The 15409-nt window shown below is 67.9% G+C and carries 16 protein-coding genes and 1 pseudogene; 7 read left to right on the top strand and 10 right to left on the bottom strand.

Annotated elements, in window-relative coordinates:
- Positions 1 to 68: 68 nt before the first annotated feature.
- From JEQ17_RS47895 to JEQ17_RS47905, 3 genes are all read right to left on the bottom strand, one after another.
- Positions 69 to 1073: a hypothetical protein gene (locus JEQ17_RS47895; RefSeq protein ID WP_234048862.1), complete on the bottom strand. Its 1005-nt coding sequence runs from the start codon at positions 1071 to 1073 to the stop codon at positions 69 to 71.
- A gap of 302 nt (positions 1074 to 1375) precedes the next feature.
- Positions 1376 to 1879, bottom strand: a complete 504-nt coding sequence (locus JEQ17_RS47900) for an RNA polymerase sigma factor (RefSeq protein WP_200401201.1) — start codon at positions 1877 to 1879, stop codon at positions 1376 to 1378.
- A gap of 54 nt (positions 1880 to 1933) precedes the next feature.
- Complete coding sequence (locus JEQ17_RS47905) at positions 1934 to 2245, bottom strand: hypothetical protein (protein ID WP_200401202.1); 312 nt, start codon at positions 2243 to 2245, stop codon at positions 1934 to 1936.
- Between the two features lie 396 nt (positions 2246 to 2641).
- On the opposite strand from JEQ17_RS47905, the gene JEQ17_RS47910 reads away from it, so the two are divergent.
- From JEQ17_RS47910 to JEQ17_RS47920, 3 genes and pseudogenes are all read left to right on the top strand, one after another.
- Positions 2642 to 2848: a DUF6417 family protein gene (locus JEQ17_RS47910; protein WP_200401203.1), complete on the top strand. Its 207-nt coding sequence runs from the start codon at positions 2642 to 2644 to the stop codon at positions 2846 to 2848.
- 290 nt (positions 2849 to 3138) lie between these two features.
- Entirely contained in the window at positions 3139 to 4059 is a 921-nt protein-coding gene (locus JEQ17_RS47915) for an NADP-dependent oxidoreductase (RefSeq protein ID WP_200393232.1), read from the top strand.
- A gap of 53 nt (positions 4060 to 4112) precedes the next feature.
- Positions 4113 to 4601 (top strand): annotated as a pseudogene (locus tag JEQ17_RS47920) (prolipoprotein diacylglyceryl transferase); the annotation flags it as partial.
- Between the two features lie 108 nt (positions 4602 to 4709).
- On the opposite strand, the gene JEQ17_RS47925 reads toward JEQ17_RS47920, so the two are convergent.
- Together JEQ17_RS47925 and JEQ17_RS47930 are read right to left on the bottom strand one after the other, a co-directional pair.
- Positions 4710 to 4850 (bottom strand): hypothetical protein, encoded by a 141-nt coding sequence (locus JEQ17_RS47925; protein ID WP_200393231.1) that lies wholly within the window; start codon positions 4848 to 4850, stop codon positions 4710 to 4712.
- A gap of 743 nt (positions 4851 to 5593) precedes the next feature.
- A complete protein-coding gene (locus JEQ17_RS47930) occupies positions 5594 to 6130 on the bottom strand; it encodes a TetR/AcrR family transcriptional regulator (protein WP_200393230.1) in 537 nt (178 codons plus the stop codon).
- Between the two features lie 75 nt (positions 6131 to 6205).
- Between JEQ17_RS47930 and JEQ17_RS47935 the strand changes: the two genes are divergently transcribed.
- From JEQ17_RS47935 to JEQ17_RS47945, 3 genes are read left to right on the top strand one after another with little or no spacing between them, the layout of a single operon-like run.
- A complete protein-coding gene (locus JEQ17_RS47935) occupies positions 6206 to 7255 on the top strand; it encodes an aldo/keto reductase (protein ID WP_200393229.1) in 1050 nt (349 codons plus the stop codon).
- A complete protein-coding gene (locus JEQ17_RS47940; protein WP_200393228.1) occupies positions 7252 to 7971 on the top strand; it encodes a DUF998 domain-containing protein in 720 nt (239 codons plus the stop codon). Before JEQ17_RS47935 ends, JEQ17_RS47940 begins: the two co-directional genes overlap by 4 nt.
- 10 nt (positions 7972 to 7981) lie before the next feature.
- Positions 7982 to 9004 carry an NAD-dependent epimerase/dehydratase family protein gene (locus tag JEQ17_RS47945; RefSeq protein WP_200401204.1) on the top strand — a complete coding sequence of 341 codons (1023 nt, stop codon included), beginning with the start codon at positions 7982 to 7984 and terminating at the stop codon, positions 9002 to 9004.
- A 290-nt stretch (positions 9005 to 9294) separates the two neighbouring features.
- Here JEQ17_RS47945 and JEQ17_RS50375 read toward each other — a convergent pair whose 3' ends face one another.
- From JEQ17_RS50375 to JEQ17_RS47960, 4 genes are all read right to left on the bottom strand, one after another.
- Positions 9295 to 9669, bottom strand: coding sequence for a helicase associated domain-containing protein (locus tag JEQ17_RS50375; protein ID WP_234048665.1), 375 nt, complete (start codon positions 9667 to 9669; stop codon positions 9295 to 9297).
- On the bottom strand, positions 9654 to 10922 hold the full coding sequence (locus JEQ17_RS47950; RefSeq protein ID WP_234048666.1) for a helicase associated domain-containing protein: 1269 nt from the start codon (positions 10920 to 10922) through the stop codon (positions 9654 to 9656). The genes JEQ17_RS50375 and JEQ17_RS47950 overlap by 16 nt, the downstream gene beginning before the upstream one ends.
- A gap of 366 nt (positions 10923 to 11288) precedes the next feature.
- Positions 11289 to 12266: a hypothetical protein gene (locus JEQ17_RS47955; RefSeq protein WP_200393226.1), complete on the bottom strand. Its 978-nt coding sequence runs from the start codon at positions 12264 to 12266 to the stop codon at positions 11289 to 11291.
- The gene (locus JEQ17_RS47960; RefSeq protein ID WP_200393225.1) at positions 12263 to 12493 is read right to left on the bottom strand and encodes a hypothetical protein; all 231 of its coding nucleotides are present in this window, start codon (positions 12491 to 12493) and stop codon (positions 12263 to 12265) included. Before JEQ17_RS47960 ends, JEQ17_RS47955 begins: the two co-directional genes overlap by 4 nt.
- Before the next feature lie 330 nt (positions 12494 to 12823).
- On the opposite strand from JEQ17_RS47960, the gene JEQ17_RS47965 reads away from it, so the two are divergent.
- Positions 12824 to 13285 carry a hypothetical protein gene (locus JEQ17_RS47965; RefSeq protein ID WP_200393224.1) on the top strand — a complete coding sequence of 154 codons (462 nt, stop codon included), beginning with the start codon at positions 12824 to 12826 and terminating at the stop codon, positions 13283 to 13285.
- 128 nt (positions 13286 to 13413) lie between these two features.
- Here the strand turns inward: JEQ17_RS47965 and JEQ17_RS47970 are convergent, their stop codons facing one another.
- The gene (locus JEQ17_RS47970; protein ID WP_200401205.1) at positions 13414 to 15396 is read right to left on the bottom strand and encodes an AAA family ATPase; all 1983 of its coding nucleotides are present in this window, start codon (positions 15394 to 15396) and stop codon (positions 13414 to 13416) included.
- Positions 15397 to 15409: the final 13 nt, after the last annotated feature.

Consider the following 15409-nt stretch of genomic DNA (forward strand, 5'->3'; position numbering starts at 1 on the left):
GAGGGCGGCCTGGCCGGTTACGTGCCACCTGAAGTGGGGAAGGTGAGCCGTCCGTCCCAGGCCCATCCCTACCGCCGCCACCTCTTCCGAGCGTCCGGGGATGTGCGGATTCGGCGCTCCAACTCTGTCAGCGGCTCCAGTACGTTGATGGGCTCGGGGGATGTGCCAATCCTGGGCACGCCGTCGACGATGTCCACGTTGGCGTAGTTGCGGTAGTCGAAGACGTGCTGCGGGTTCAGCCGGAACCCGATGGCGGACGTCGCGTAGTACCTGACGCGCTCGGGGTGGAAGTACGCGGCCAGCCCGTCACGCACCAGCCTCGCGGTGGAGCCGCGGAAGTCGTTGCAGAGCCACTGGAAGTAGCCCTCCGCGAGGTGTTCGGGGACGCGTGGAAGCTGGGAGCCGACGGTGTCCTGGGTGACCCAGCCCGCCTCGACCGCGGGCCGGAAGATGTCCGGGTGGTCGAACTTGGCGATGCAGACCGAGACATGGTGCGGCAGACGGCCCCGATAGTGCCCGCCGGCATTCCTGATGCGGTTGTTCAGCTCGTTCAGCGTGGCGAAGAAGAACGTCAGGCTCTGGCTCGCCTCCGAGGCGTCCCCCAGCGGGTCGAAGAGGTAGAGCAGGCCCTGGGCACCGGCGAGTTGATCAAGCACCTTGGCGTGCAGCGGGTTGTTCGGCTTGAACGACTCACCCGGCGCGTCCTGGATCTCCAGGACGAAACTGGCGTCCCGAAGTCGTTTGCGCATCATCCCCGTGGTGGGCTCCTGGCCCTGGAACGACCAGCTCATGCCCTCCAGGGCCGAGGTGTTGATGGGAAAGCTCTTCTCGATCGCCATCTTCGTCACACTGTCGTTGAGAAACGCGTTGGCCTCCGCCGTCATCCCTCCGATCAGCCAGTTGCCCTCCCCGTGCCGCTGGAACTGCATCGCCGCTATCGGCAGCGCCGCCAGGTACGTCGTCTTCCCGGACCTCGGCGCCCCCCACAGCCCGATCCGGACGCGATCGGCGGCGGTGCCGTCCTCCTGCCTCGCCGTCGGTGTCCGCAGCGGTTCGAGGTTGCCGTCCAGCATGGGTGGCACGCCTGCGTATGTGGGGGGGGATTCGGAAGACTCTTCGATCAACTGGTCGGGGATTGCGTACGAGATGGGCTGCGCGGACCCATCCGGTGCCGTTTTGTGCCACTTCCGGCCCATGGACTCACCGGCGTTGGAAACGTCTCCGGCGGAATGCTCGGCATGCCGGGCCTGCCGCTGGACAGCCCGGAGGGCCTCATGCGTCGTCAAAGGGTCGGCCAGCAGCTTTGTGATCTCCTCAGCGACACGTGCTTCCCACGCATCAAATGCGCCCTGTTCTTGGTCACGCTGACCGTCGCTCATTCTGCCTCCCCTCTCTCGTCGTCATTCCAAGCCTTCCTGAGCTTGTCCCGTGCGTGACGGAGATTCGAATCCACTGTGGCTCTCTTCGACCCCAGAATCTCCGCTATCTCCTCAGGTCGGTAGCCGTCGAGATGCCATGCCATGACTTCCTGCTGCCGAGGCGGCAGCTCCAGGAGGAGTCTCAGCACCATTGCGGCTTGGTTCCGCTCGGCTACCGCTGTGTCTGGCTGCGCTGGGCCCGGGGTTGGCTGTTCGGCTGCCTGTTGTGAAAGACGCTCACGTTGTGCATCGCGTCTGCAGGCGTCCAATGCTATGTGGCGCGCCGTCACACGCACCCACCGCTGTGGCTGGGACACTCCGCCTTGCGTGCGGAACAAGCGCAACATCGCCTCTTGTGCCACGTCCGTCACCAGGTCACGGGGAAAGCCTTGGATCGTGAGATGCCGGATCAGGTTCGGGTAGTCCTTTCGAAAGAAAGCTTCGAACTCCTCGTGCGTCAACGCCAGGGCCTCCTTCCATGGTGATCTCCAGTTGCGATGCGAGGTAGGGCCATGTCAGGGACGGTGCTCCCTCAGTAGCCAGCCCAAGGAGACCAAGACGACCCCCGCGACCGCAGTCGCGGCAACAGAGTTCGTCATCACGAAAACGGTGGTCACCGCTGCTCCTACCTCGCTGAGCAGCATCGTGCGCTCGCCCGAATTCCTGGCTCGGCTTGGCACCGGCACTGGCTGGCCGGTTTCCGGTTCGTTGCCCGCAGCAGGCAACGAACCGTTTGGGTCCGGCGCCTCGTTGATGTCCGTCATATCGACTAGAGCGACGATCTTCTTTGGATCTGCAAGAACTGGCAAAAGAGCTTTCGGCATCATGGTGGCAGGTGCTTGGGTGGGCGGAGGTGGCTTTGCTCGACGCAGATAGAGCGGGGCGAGGACCCAGCCGCTCGTGCCGCAGGACCGCCTCCGCAGCGTCGGTGACGCGCGGAATGGGAATGGCCTCCTCACTCACGGAGTCCAACGCACCTGATCGGCCGAAAGAGCCAACGTGGCCCGACGAAGCATTAGTTCAGAGAAGTCACCAGACCGAACGAAATAGCGCCTGACCATATAGTTCGGGGCACGACGAACCTCCGTGAACGGCCCCAAGGCATTCAGCCTACGAGCGGAGTCCCACGCTGGCACTCGCACCGCCGGTCCTTCCGGGGACGATCCAGGCCAGGTCACGTTTTCGTGCGTAACCGGGGTGGCGCTGGGTTCGTTGCCCAGGCCATGGACAACTACGACTCCCTTGACCTTGATGCCGCCGGCTTTGCCCCAGGGGAGCTCACCGCGGAGCGGCTGGCTCTGCTGACCCTGGATGAGGCGCACGATCTGCTCCGTCTGCTGCAGGCGACCGCCGGGGAGGACGGGCCCCTGTCGCCGGAGGCGGACCGGTGGGCGCAGGAGCTCGCCGCCCGCATTCCGCCGGGGAGCTGAGCGCGGCCGCGCCAGCGGCACGGTCAGTACGTGGGCAAATGGCCCACCGCAAGTGGGTGTAAGTGGCCCAGGTGTTTGGGCGGCTTCCCTCCTAGGATCGGAAACGTGATCACAACGGCACCTGTCAGCCGTCCTTTCGTCTGCTGCTGTGTGCGGTGGCGGACACGGGCGTACGGCGCTGGGATCGGTCACGGCGGGCGGTCGGCCTCCTGCGGGGCCGGTGCCTGCGCCTGCGCCTGCCAGGCGTGGTGTCCGCTCCCCAAACGTCCCCCTGCTCGGAGGAACCCCTCATGCAAGCCATCACTGTTCAGGACCGTGACGCCGGTGTCGGCGGTCTGGCCTTGTCCGAGGTGCCCTATCCGCGGGCCGCGGAGAACGATGTGATTGTGGAGGTCTACGCCGCCGGGTTCACCCCGGGCGAGCTGGACTGGCCCGGCACCTGGACCGACCGGGCCGGCCGTGACCGGACCCCGAGCGTGCCCGGCCACGAGCTGTCCGGCGTGGTCACCGAGCTCGGCTACGGCACCACCGGCTTGACAGTCGGGCAGCGGGTGTTCGGTCTGACGGACTGGTCCCGCAATGGCTCGCTGGCCCAGTACACGGCGGTCGAGGCCCGCAACCTTGCCCCGCTCCCGGCCGATGTCGACCACGTCATGGCCGCCGCGCTGCCGATCTCCGGGCTCACCGCCTGGCAGGCTCTGTTCGACCACGCCCGCTTGGTCACCGGACAGAGCGTGCTCATCCACGGCGCGGCGGGCGGCGTCGGCTCCATCGCGGTGCAGCTGGCCCGCGAGGCCGGTGCCCGGGTGATCGGCACCGGCCGGGCCGGCGACCGCGACACCGCGCTCGGCCTGGGCGCGGACGACTTCGTCGACCTCCAGGCCGGGAAACTGGAGGACATCGGCGAGGTTGACGTGGTGTTTGACGTGATCGGTGGCGAGATCCTCGAACGCTCCACCGCACTGGTCCGCCCCGGCGGCACCCTGGTCACCATCGCCGAGCCGGTCGCCGTCCACCCCCGCGACGGGCGAGCCGTCTTCTTCGTCGTCGAACCCGACCGGTCCCGCCTGGCCGACCTCGCCCAGCGGCTGCGGGACGGCCGCCTCAAGCCGATCGTCGGCGCCGTCCGGCCGCTCGCCGAGGCAGCCTCCGCGTTCACGCCGGACAAGCGCACCCCCGGCAAGACGATCATCCGCGTCACCCAAGACTGAACGGGAAAGCCCTGGCGTCCGGCGCGACCCAGCGAGCCCAGAACCCCGAAACTGCCGTCGCCCCCGGCAGCGCGCTGGGCCAGGCCATCGGCCGGTGGGGCAACTGGTTCAACCAGGAGCTGTACGGCAGGGCGACGACTCTGCCCTGGGGCCTGGAGATCGACGCGGAGCACCGTCCCGGGGGCATGCAGGACGTGGCCACTTACCATCCGACCTTCCTGTACGAGTCGTTGTGGAACCTCGGCGTGGTTGCTCTGGTCATCTGGGCCGACCGTCGATTCCGCCTCGACCGGGGCCGCACGTTCGCGCTGTACGCGGCCGCCTACACCGTCGGCCGCTTCTGGATCGAATACCTGCGGGTGGACGAGAGCCACGAAGTCCTCGGTCTGCGCCTGAACGACTGGACGTCGCTGCTGGTCTTCGCGGCCGCCGTCACCTTTCTCGCGGTCACGAGGCGGCGTCCGGCCGCAGACGGTGCCGCCGCCGACTCCGGCGCCTTGCCGACGCGAGAAGCAGTCGACAGCGGACGAACCGGCAGCTGAGCGCTGTGCTGAGGGGCCACAGGCCAGGCGCCTCCACGTTCGGGCAACGACACCCAGGCCGAAAGCCGCAGCCCCGCGCCACTCTGCCGGAGACACGGACCAGCCCTCTTACGGCGCGGGCCAGTGCCCGATGGCCGGGGTGCGGTCACCGATGTCCTCGGTGACGCAGGTGTTGCGCCGGCGGCCGAGGCAGATAGTGGATCTGTCGATGACGTCGCCGTTCTTGAGGAAGCAGCCGCCGTAGTGCATGCCGTGCTCAGGTGGCCGCCGCCTACGCTCTGGCCTGCGCGGCGGTGTGCACGATTCCGGCGATCGTGGTGAACAGGTCCCGCGTCGGGATGCCGTCGGGGGAGGGGCGCAACGCTCTCCACCACGCGTTCACCGGCCTGGTCGCCGGACTGCTGGCCGGCTTCGCCGCCCTGTTCGTCCGAGCGAGGGGATCGGGTCGACGGGGACTTCAGCAGGCCGAGGGTGTCAAGGCATGGGCCGCTCACCGGACTTGCCGGACTTGGTGGCCCTTCATGACGACTGAGGACGCGAACCGGGCGGTCGGCATTGTCCAGCGGACCCGAACCCTTCTCCTCGATCGCACCGCGGACCGGAACACCGCGGCGCGATCAGGGTTCGATGAGGGAGCGGGTACGGCTCGGAGTGCGGTCGTTGAGTGGGGCGGGGCCTGTGCCGTCGGGCGGGTTCGGCGAGGGCTGCCCCGGCGGCGGTTCGGGTGGTGTGGCTGGTTGTCGAGGGGGTTGTGTGCGGCGTGTTCGGTGGCGGCGGCGGACGGGTGTCGCATCTCTTCGTCTCTTTCGTCCCCTTCGTTGTCTTCGGGGTGCGGGTCGTGTGGCGCTGATGCAGTGCGGCAGGTCGGTTGCCGGATCTGTTTGACGGTCGGTTGGGTGGGGTGGCTGTGTTTGTGGCTGGGTGGTGTGTCGGTCACCGGCGCGAAGGGGACAGGGCCGTTCATGGGGTGGGTGCTGGTCTTGTGCCGGTGTCTAGGGGTGGGTGCGGAGTCCGTCGAGGATGAGGGTGAGCATGTGGGGTGCCCGGTCCTGGGGGGTGGATGTGGCGCGCCACAGGGCGCCGGTGAGTTGGAGGAAGTCTGCTGGGTCGGCGTCTGGGCGGATGCTTTGGTCCTTCTTGCCGGCGTCGAGGAGCTGGGTGATTGCGGCGATGACCGGTCCGTAGCTCTGTTCGCTGATTGCCTGGTGTGCGCCCGGGCCGAGGGCGTCGCCGAGGCCGTGCTTTCTGCGCATGGCCTCGACGAGGTCGGTGGTCCAGTGGCGGAGTGCTTCCAGTGGCGGCATTTGGGCCAGCAGGCCGGGCACGGTGCCGGTGATGCGTGCCACCTCGTCCTGGTAGACGGCCAGGACCAGCGACTCGCGTGTGGGGAAGTTGCGGTAGAGGGTGCCCGAGCCGACTCCGGCGCGCTGGGCGATCTGGTTGATCGACGTGCTGCCGTCCGCCGCGAGCGCTTCGCGTGCGGCGGCGAGGATGCGCGCCCTGTTCTCACGGGCGTCTGACCGGACCATGGGACCTCCCCTTGCTAAGTGGGGAGCTCTCCACTACGTTATGTGGGGAGCTCTCCACTTACTTTAAGGAGCGTCATGCATTACATCAAGCTCGGCACGAGCGGACTCGACGTGTCCCCGATCGCGATCGGCGCGATGACCTACGGCGAACCCGACCGCGGGCACCCCGTCTGGTCGAAGGGCGAACAGGACGCACGCCCGCTCATCAAGCACGCGCTGGAGGCGGGGATCAACTTCTTCGACACCGCGAACATGTACTCCAACGGTTCCAGCGAGGAGATCCTCGGCCGGGCCCTGAAGGACTTCGCCGACCGCGACGACGTGGTGATCGCCACGAAGCTGCGCCATCCGATGCGGCTGGGACCCAACGGCCGCGGCCTGTCACGCAAGGCGGTCATGACCGAGGTCGAGCATTCGCTGCGCCGCCTGGGCACCGACTACATCGACCTCTACCAGATCCACCGCAACGACCACTCCACCCCGTGGGAGGAGACCCTCGAAGCGCTCAGCGACCTCGTGAGGGCCGGCAAGGTCCGCTACCTCGGCGCCTCGTCCATGCACGCCTGGGAGTTCGCGAAGGCGCTGCGCCTGCAGCAGCAGAACGGCTGGGCGCGGTTCGTGTCGATGCAGGACCACTACAACCTGCTCGCCCGTGAGGAGGAGCGGGAGATGATCCCGCTGTGCCTGGACGAGGGCGTCGGCACGATCGTCTGGTCGCCGCTGGCCCGCGGCCGCCTCGCCCGTGCGTGGGACGACGCCCGCTCGACGGCGCGTTCCGAGACGGACGGCGCCTACGCGGACCTGCTCTACTCGCCCGCGCAGGAGGCGGCCAACCACGCGATCATCGACGCGGTCGGGCAGGTCGCTGACGCCCACGGCGCCGGCCGCGCACAGGTCGCACTCGCCTGGCTGCGCCGCCAGCCGGTCGTCACCGCACCTCTGGTCGGCGCCGGCTCGATCCGGCAGATCGACGAGGCGGTGGCCTCCCTCGGCATCGAGCTCACCGACGACGAGGTGCGCGCCCTGCAGGCCCCGTACACCCCCCGCTACGACTGGCAGGGCGTTTCGGACGAGGCCGAGATGGAGGCCATCCGCCGGCGCGTCCCCGGCATGGCTCTGGCATGAACCCCATTGTCCGCTCCGGCGCGGCTGCCCGCGCCGGAGCCCTCCTCATCCTTCTTGGCCCGCTCGTGTCCTGGACCGCCGAGTTCGTCACCGCCGCCGCATGGCAGGACCCGCCGTACTCGCCCCTGTACAACTGGGTCAGCCACCTCGGCCTGACCGGTCCGGCGCAGACCGCGTTCGGACAGGTCGCCAACTCCCCCCTCGGCGCCGTCATGGACACCGGCTGGGTGATCTACGGCAGCCTCCTGATCGTCGGCGCGTTCCTGGTGTTCGACCCGCGCAAGGGCATCCGCCCGGTCGTCATCCTGATCCTTGCCGTCCTCGCCGGCGTCGGGGTCTCGCTCGTCGGCATCTTCCAGGGCTCCAACACCAACGTCGGCAACGGCCTGATCGCCTTCCACACCGTCGGCGCGCAGAGCGTCATGCTCGCCGGCAACATCATGGCGATCGCCGTCGGAGCCGGCGGAACCCGCATCGGTCTCACCAGGGGCCGGTCGACCGCGAGCATCGCCCTCGGCACCGCCGGCCTGATCGCGTTCCCCCTCTTCATGGCCGACGTCTTCACCGGCTGGATGTGGAACATCGGTCTGTTCGAGCGCGCCGTGATCTACCCGATCATGATCGGCCACGCCCTCCTGGGAAGCAGCGTGGCCGCCGCCCAGCGCCACCGCGCGACGCACCCGCCGGCACCCCTTACTGCACGAGCCGTGAGCTGAGGAGAGACAGATGACACAGGTACTGGTCACCGGAGGAACCGGATTCATCGGGAGCTGGTGCGTCCTGACCCTGCTCGAGGCCGGGCACACCGTCCGCACCACGGTCCGCGACCTGCAGCGCGAGCCGGCACTGCGCTCCTGGCTCCACACTGCCGCACCGTTCGACGACGACCGCCTCACGGTCGTACGCGCCGACCTCGAACACCCCGACGGCTGGGACGCTGCCGTCGCCGGCTGTGATTTCGTCCTCCACGTCGCCTCGCCGACCCTGCGCCATACGCCGGCGAACGGCGACGAGTTGGTGGTCCCGGCACGCGAGGGCGTCCTGCGGGTGCTGCGCGCCGCCCGCGACGCCCGGGTGCGCCGGGTCGTCCTGACAAGCGCCTTCGGTGCCATCGGGATCGGGCACCCTCCGCGCTCGGCCCCGTTCACCGAGGAGGACTGGACCAACGTCGACAGCGACATCCCGCCCTACCAGCGGTCCAAGACACTCGCCGAACGGGCCGCCTGGCAGTTCGTCCAGGACGAAGGCGGCGGTCTGGAACTCGCAGCGGTTCATCCCGTGGGAGTCCTTGGACCCCTGCTCGGCCCGGACGACCCGCCATCGCTGCGTCTGGTGCGCAGAATGCTCGAGGGACAGGTTCCTGCGTGCCCTCCCTTCGGGATGGGCTTCGTCGACGTGCGCGACGTCGCGGATCTGCACCTGCGCGCGATGACCGACCCGGCAGCCGCCGGCGAACGCTTCCTGGCCGTCGCCGGGCACAGTCTGCGCGTCGTCGACATCGCACGCGTTCTGCATGCCCGCCTGGGTGAGCGCGCCGCGAAGGCCCCGACCCGTGAACTGCCCGTGTGGCTCGCGCGCGCACTGGGCATCGCGAACCCGGAACTGCGCTTGCTCAGGCACCAGCTCGGCCGGGATCTCAACGCCACAAGCGCCAAGGCGGAGAAGCTTCTGGGCTGGCGAGCACGTCCCATCGAGGACACCATCGCGCAGACCGCCGAGAGCCTCCTCGCCCACGGCATCGGAAAATGACGGGCTCACAACCGACCGACGCGGCAGCCGTGCGCGCCGAAGGTGCGTCGAACCGGTGGCGCGGCGCGCCATGTGCCGCCGGCTTACGGGGCCGGCCGATTGCCCGCCGGGTGAACTGAGCGTTCTGCGGTGCTGATGGCAGCGTCGCAGCAACCGTCGCGCCGGGCTTGCAGGTCGTCCCAACCGCCTGCGGCTGACATGCGCGAACAGGGCTGCTCGATGGACAACACGGGCTGCCCTGCGCTCGCCGGTTCGCGAGTGCAGGGCAGTCGTTGCCGTACGCCGCACGTCTACCAGCGCATCCCCAACTCATCGAGTTCTGCGCGGCGTTCGGGGGTGATTTTGGTGGCTCTGCGGCGGGTGTTGTCGAGCCATCCGCCCAGCTTCACCTCCGTGCCGTCCTCCATTCGTTCGACATGCTTGCGTCCCGCGTTCAAATGTCCTTCGCGGGTGTGGAATCGGCGGGCGGCGGCGAGGTGGGTTGCCCACCGCTCATCCTGCGACCGCCGCACCGGCCCGACCGCCTCACCCTCCGCCGCGGGCTCGATGCCGAGTGTGTTGGCCAGGAGCCATTGCTGTGCGGGTAGGAGCCGGTCCCAGCCGGTCCGTTGCGCGGCCGTCCAGGATCCGAGGTCTTCGCCCTGGACGATCACCTTGCCCGACACCCTGGGCAGACCGCCGCCGGCCCGCAGGTGCGTGAGGTGAGACGGAAGCATCGCTGCCATCCGATTTCCCACGCAGGGCACCACCCCGGATCGATCGCCTCGAGCGCTTCCATGCGGCTTTCCGGCAGCTCGCCGGTGCTGGGGATTCCGGTCTCCCCGGCGGCGCGTCGTTCGGTGTTCTGGAGTGTCCTGCGGGCCGCTGCGCGCTGATTCTTGGTCCACGTCCCGATGGGGAACCCGTCCTCGGCGACGGCCGTGGCGGGTGGGAGCAGATGCCCGTGGGCGGCGGCCCAGGCGTGGGCGACGGTGAGGCCTTCGGTGAAGGCGGTGTCCCACGCCGACCACACCATCCCGAGCGTCTCCAGTTCGACCACGCGGGCGGCTTGGAGGGTGCCGGCGGTGTAGTAGCGGCGCAGGTCGGCGATCCACCGGCCCAGTGGATACCCGCCGACAGCTCCCCACTCGGTCGGGGCCGCGAACGTGTACGGCACCCGCAGCTCGGTGTTGCCGGTCTCGCGCAGCCACCGTGTGGCGGCTTCGATGCCGCGCCGCCAGTAGGCGCCCTCGGGATCGATGACCCGCAGCCGGATGAACTGCGTCAGCGCGAACGGATCGCGCTCCTCGCTGAAGCGCAGCACCCCGGCAGCCGCCCCGCTCACCCGCACGACGTCCTCGCCCTGCTGCTCCGGATCGTCCGCGTCAGGGGCGAACTCGCCCTCCGCGTCGTCGGGTTCGGCCGTGGGGCTGCTGTTGCGCAGGCGGGGATCGGCTAGGGCTTCGATCGTCTCTGTGTCGTGTGCCCGGAGAGCTTCCAGGACCTTGGTGAGGGTGCTGTAGGCATCCGAGGTCAGCATGTCGTCCGGATCTTCATCCGGCCCGAGAAAAACAGGAACGATCAGCGTGGCCAGTTTCCCGGCGCCGGGCTGCATCCGCAGCGCGCGCCCGACCATCTGCACGATGTCGACCATCGACCCCCGTGCGTCCGCAAACAGCACCGCATCACACTCAGCAGTATCAACCCCTTCACCGAGAACCCGGACGGAACTCAGCACCCGCAGCACAGCGGGAATGTCCCTGTCGCCAGATGTCGCCGCTCCAAGGAAGTCAGAGGCGAACTCCTCCAGCACCCGCCGCCGGTGGATGGGGGAGTGCTCCCCGTACAGCCAGTTGGCCCACACCAGCTCGGCGGCCGGGAAGGTGCCGGGGTCGTCCTCGGCGAGCCGGGCCGCGACCGCCGGCACGCCGGCCGCCATAGCTTCGGCTTCTCCGATCCGGCTGTGGAACGCAAGGACCCGACGGAACCGCTCCTCGACCGCTGCGCGCATCAACCCGGCCTGGACCGCCGCCAACCGGGCCCCGCGGACCGCCGGGGAGCTGGTGTCCTGGCTCGTGAGGGCGGCGTGACGACCGGGTCCTGGATGTCGTCGCCCAGTCTTTCTGGGTTGTTGCTGTGGCTTCGAGCTGGGGTTTCTCAGTTCTTCTGAGTGTTGTTCGTGGCGGCCGGGGTGCTCGGGGTGTGGTTCTGGGTGGGGCCGTGGTGGCTGACCTGTGTGCATGGCGTCTGTGCAGGTTGGTTGATCGTGGTGCAGTTCCAGTGGGCCGCTACTAGATGGGATGGGTCAGGTGGTGTCGGGGTTGGTGAGGTCGTCGTGGGTGAGGATGACGAGGGTGGCTTTGCCGGCTTTGCTGGCGGTGGTGGTGGGTGGCAGGACGCGGACGTGGATGAAGTAGACGCGGACGCCGGAGATTTCGGTGTACGGGGGCCATACGCCGGGGGTGCCGTCGGTGGGCAGTTCGAGGAGCTTGTCGGTGATGTTGTAGATGACGAGGTAGGCGGTGTGCTTCCCGTAGTCGTGGGCGTACTTGACGATCTGGTGCACGCCTTTGACGAGGTAGCCCTTGCCGCGGCTGCTTCCGTCAAAGATCTTGCCGTCGCACACCAGGGGGTCGCGGCCGTCGAGTTCTCCGACGAGGTCGGCTTCGCCGGAGGCTGAGCGTGGTTTGGCGTGGGTGATGTGGTCGCCTTCGAGGAAGAGGAAGCGCTGCAGGTCGAGGTTGTAGACTTCTTCGCCGTTGGCGCGGTCGGCGTCGAAGCGGGTGTAGAGCTCTTCGCGGTCGAACCACTCGATGCGGGTCCGGTAGCGCTCGAGGGTGTGCAGGATGCTGCTTTCTGAACCGACGCGTTCGCTGAGGAAGTCGAACAGGGGCTGCAGGATGTCTTCGGCGAATTCCCGCCAGCTGTCCTGGTGGCGTCTTTCCATGCTGTAACCGATCGCGGTCTGCAAGCCAACATCGGGGTTGCTCGCCTCTTTTGTAGCGATGCTCTGCATCAGTTCCCAGATGAGTGTGGCTCGCCCTTGTTCGGTTCGGCTGGGCCAGACGAACCGGCCGCTGCGGGTCAGTCCGGTGCGGAACCGCTCGCGGTCGACGCCTGGTTCTGACTGGGACGCCTCTTCGAGGAGGCCTGTGAGGGCTGGTTGGCTGTTGATCCAGGTGACGGCGAGGTGGACTTCGTGGCCGGAGCTGGAGTAGGGCGCGGTCATGAGTTTGCGTAGGTGTTCGCGTACGGCGACCTGGAGGCGCTGCTGGTACTTCACCGGAAGAGGCCTTTCAGAGCTTGTGCGATCTGCTGCTGGACGACGTCGCCCGCATTCTGCGCGCTGCCGGTCTCGTCGACCAGCCAGATGTGGGCGTAGCAGCAGGGGCAGGTCACGGCGGTCTGGGCCACGACCTCTGAGTACCGGACCCACATCAGGTAGCCGCAGGCGGGGCAGGCCGTCTCGAGGTCCGCGTCGAGGAACTGTGTCGCGAGGGATTCGCCCATGACGGGATTGTTCCGTATGGGTCTGACAGCGGTGGTGTTGTCGGTTCCACCCAACTCGTGCCCGCGCTGAGTCGCCAGCTCGTCGAACGGCAGTCACGGGCCGCCCGAAAGGTCCTCATCAAAGACTCCCCTGCCCTCGACGAGGATCTGAAGGCATGGAGGCGAGAGGCAGCCAAGGAGCGTGCCTCGGGCATTGCCTTTGCACTTCTGAAGCCTTCGTCCTGCCGATCTTCTACTTCTTCAACCGTCGTGAACGCCGGAGACCGACTGGCCCGAGCCTGAGAACCTGCTGGGCGAAGACGAGAACGTGTGACGGCCGGTGTTGGGGGCGTGGTGGGTGTTGCGGCGTTGATGGTGTCGGTGGTGGCGCTGGGGGTGTCCGGGTGGGCGTCGTTGCGGCAGTTGAGGTTGGCGCAGCATGCCAACACGCTGCCGGTGCTGGTGGATCTCTTCCGTGAGCATCGAAGCGTCCGTCTGGCCGGGGCGCGGCAGTTCGTGCATGAGCGGTTGCCGGGGTGTGATCTGTCGGCGGGGCTGGACGGGGTGCCGGAAGCCGAGCGGGAGTTGGTGCGTGAGCTGGCCTGGTTCTACGACAACCTGGGTGCTCTGGTCGCGCATGGTGTGGTGGACATCGAGCCTGTCTCCGGGTACCTGGGCGGGGTCGGTGGTCTCGGTGTGGGAAGGGATGCGGCCGCTGGTGGAGGCGGAGCGGGCCAAGAGGGCGGGGAACGCCATGCCGGATCCGAACCGCTGGCAGGAGTACTTCGAGAACCTCTACCACCTGGTCCGTGAGATCCCCGCGGACCAGGCTCGTGCGCGTACTGAGCTGTGGCGCCTCCCGCGCCCATGATGCGTGACGCGGTGCTGCTCCAGACATTCACGCTGCCCGGCTTGCGACTCCTGCCATGACAGGCGACCGGTCACTGTCTGCCGACTTCGGGATCCAGATGTTCCCGGATCCGTCGGTAGAGGTCGGTGACCGGGGTTGGTGGGTTGGAGTGGTGGGCTGCGAAGTGGGCACCGACGCGGGGCTTGCTCCGGCCGTGCTCCTTTCTGGCCTGTTCGTACAGCTCGGGATCGAGCTCGGTGAGCAGGGCTTCGAATTCGCCGCCCTTGTTGCCGTCGGTGCCGAATTCGCGGGCGAAGGTGAACACGCCTGCTTCTTCCCAGTAGCCCTTCCAGCGGGTGAAGGTGTCGCTGGGGTCCGGTTGGCCGTCTGGGAGGAGGTTCTTGGCTGTGAGGTGTTCGTGCAGGCGGCTGCCGGGGCTGAGTGCGGGGCCGTCCGCGACGATCGCCCAGGGGATGCCGAAGGCTTCGAGGTAGTCGATGTAGCCGTGGAAGGCCGTGTCCCCGTCGACCCTCATCAGGCAGATGTTGGCGGCACTGAGGGGGCCCCATTCGGGACAGTGGGTGCTGTCCCACCACCGGCTCAGAGCGCCGGTTTCGGTGGCGCCTTCGCACAGGATGACTCCGGCGGCGAACAGCAGGGCCCGGGCCTCCGATGTGCCCAGACGCTGCAGCCATCTGGTCTGCTCCTGTGCAGGCAGATCCTGGGGTGTGCGGAAGACCTGGGTGCCTGACGGGTGAGGGGCCAATCGCACGATGCGGGAGAGGTCCGCAGGGGTGCTGGCGGGCACGAGATCGGCACTGTGGGTGATCACGATGCACTGGGCGCGGCGGGCATCAAGGACTGGGATGAGGCGGCGCTGGAGGGTCGGCTCCAGGTTGACGGCCGGCTCATCGAGGACGATGACACGGCCGGACTTGCCGGTGAGCAGGGTGCTCAGCAGGAGCGCTTCCTGGATGCCGGCCCCGGCGAAGGCGATAGGTACTTCGTAGTCACCGTCGACGACGGTGACATCGATGAGCATCGTGCCCGGTTCCTCGGGATCCGGGGATGCCTGCACACCCAACGCACGCCCGGTCAGATCAGTGAACAACTCCTTGGCCTGTGCATAACGCTGACGCAGCGCCAGAGGACCGTTCTTGCACCGGTACAGCTCACCGGCCACCCCACCGCCGTCCCGCAGGTCGAAAGAACGCTGAAGGGCCTGGTGGGAGAAGCGGCGTTCCAGCGGGAGACGGCGGTTGTCGGTGACCACGATGCCCTGGCGCAGGATCGCGGCCAGCACGTGGATGAAGTCGAAGGACCGATTGTCGATCTCACGCTCACCCAGCCTGGCTGCCAGGTCCAGCAGTGTGACGGGCAGTGGGCTGGATCCGTCATTCGGCGGTGTCACGCTAAAGGACAGAGCCTCGACTTGGGACGGCGGAAGCACCTTGGTGAAGTCTCCCAGGCCTGCCGGGCGTTGCTGCCACCAGTGGCTGAAGTTCCGGGTCTGGGCAGGTACCCTTCCTCGGGCATCGGTTGGGCCCAGGCGCAGGAAGCTGGACCCGCCCACGAGCTGGATGTGCCACGTGGCGTCGGCGTGGGTGAACTCCCAGGCTGCGAACCAAGGCTGGCTCCAGGCCGCGTCGTAGTGCACGTGAAGGGTGCCGGTCCACAGCGGGAACAACGATGCGGGATCGAGCTGGTCGCGTACCGCAGCGTCCAGTTGAGCTCGGGTTGGAAGGCTGGGGGAGGACGCGCTGTCCGCCCCGCATACGAAAGCAGCCCTGACGAAGGCGGCAACCAGTTCCTGCTCCCAGGCCTGATCAAGCTCGATCTTCACGGCGACCTGGAATGATGTGGCGCCGAAGCGTCCTGCCCGGTTGTACAGGCCCAGCCGATCGGCTGCCGGTCGGCCGCTGTAGTGCCCGACGACCGTACTGATCAGGTCCACCACCCTGCCCAGGTTGGACTTACCCGCGCCGTTCGGGCCAGTGACGATAATGGGCTGACCAGCCAAGTCCAGATGCAGGTCGCCGCACGACAAGAAGTCACGACAGCCGATACTCAACACTCGCAAGGGGGGC

The organism is Streptomyces liliifuscus (genome assembly GCF_016598615.1).
Classification (GTDB): Bacteria; Actinomycetota; Actinomycetes; order Streptomycetales; family Streptomycetaceae; genus Streptomyces; species Streptomyces liliifuscus.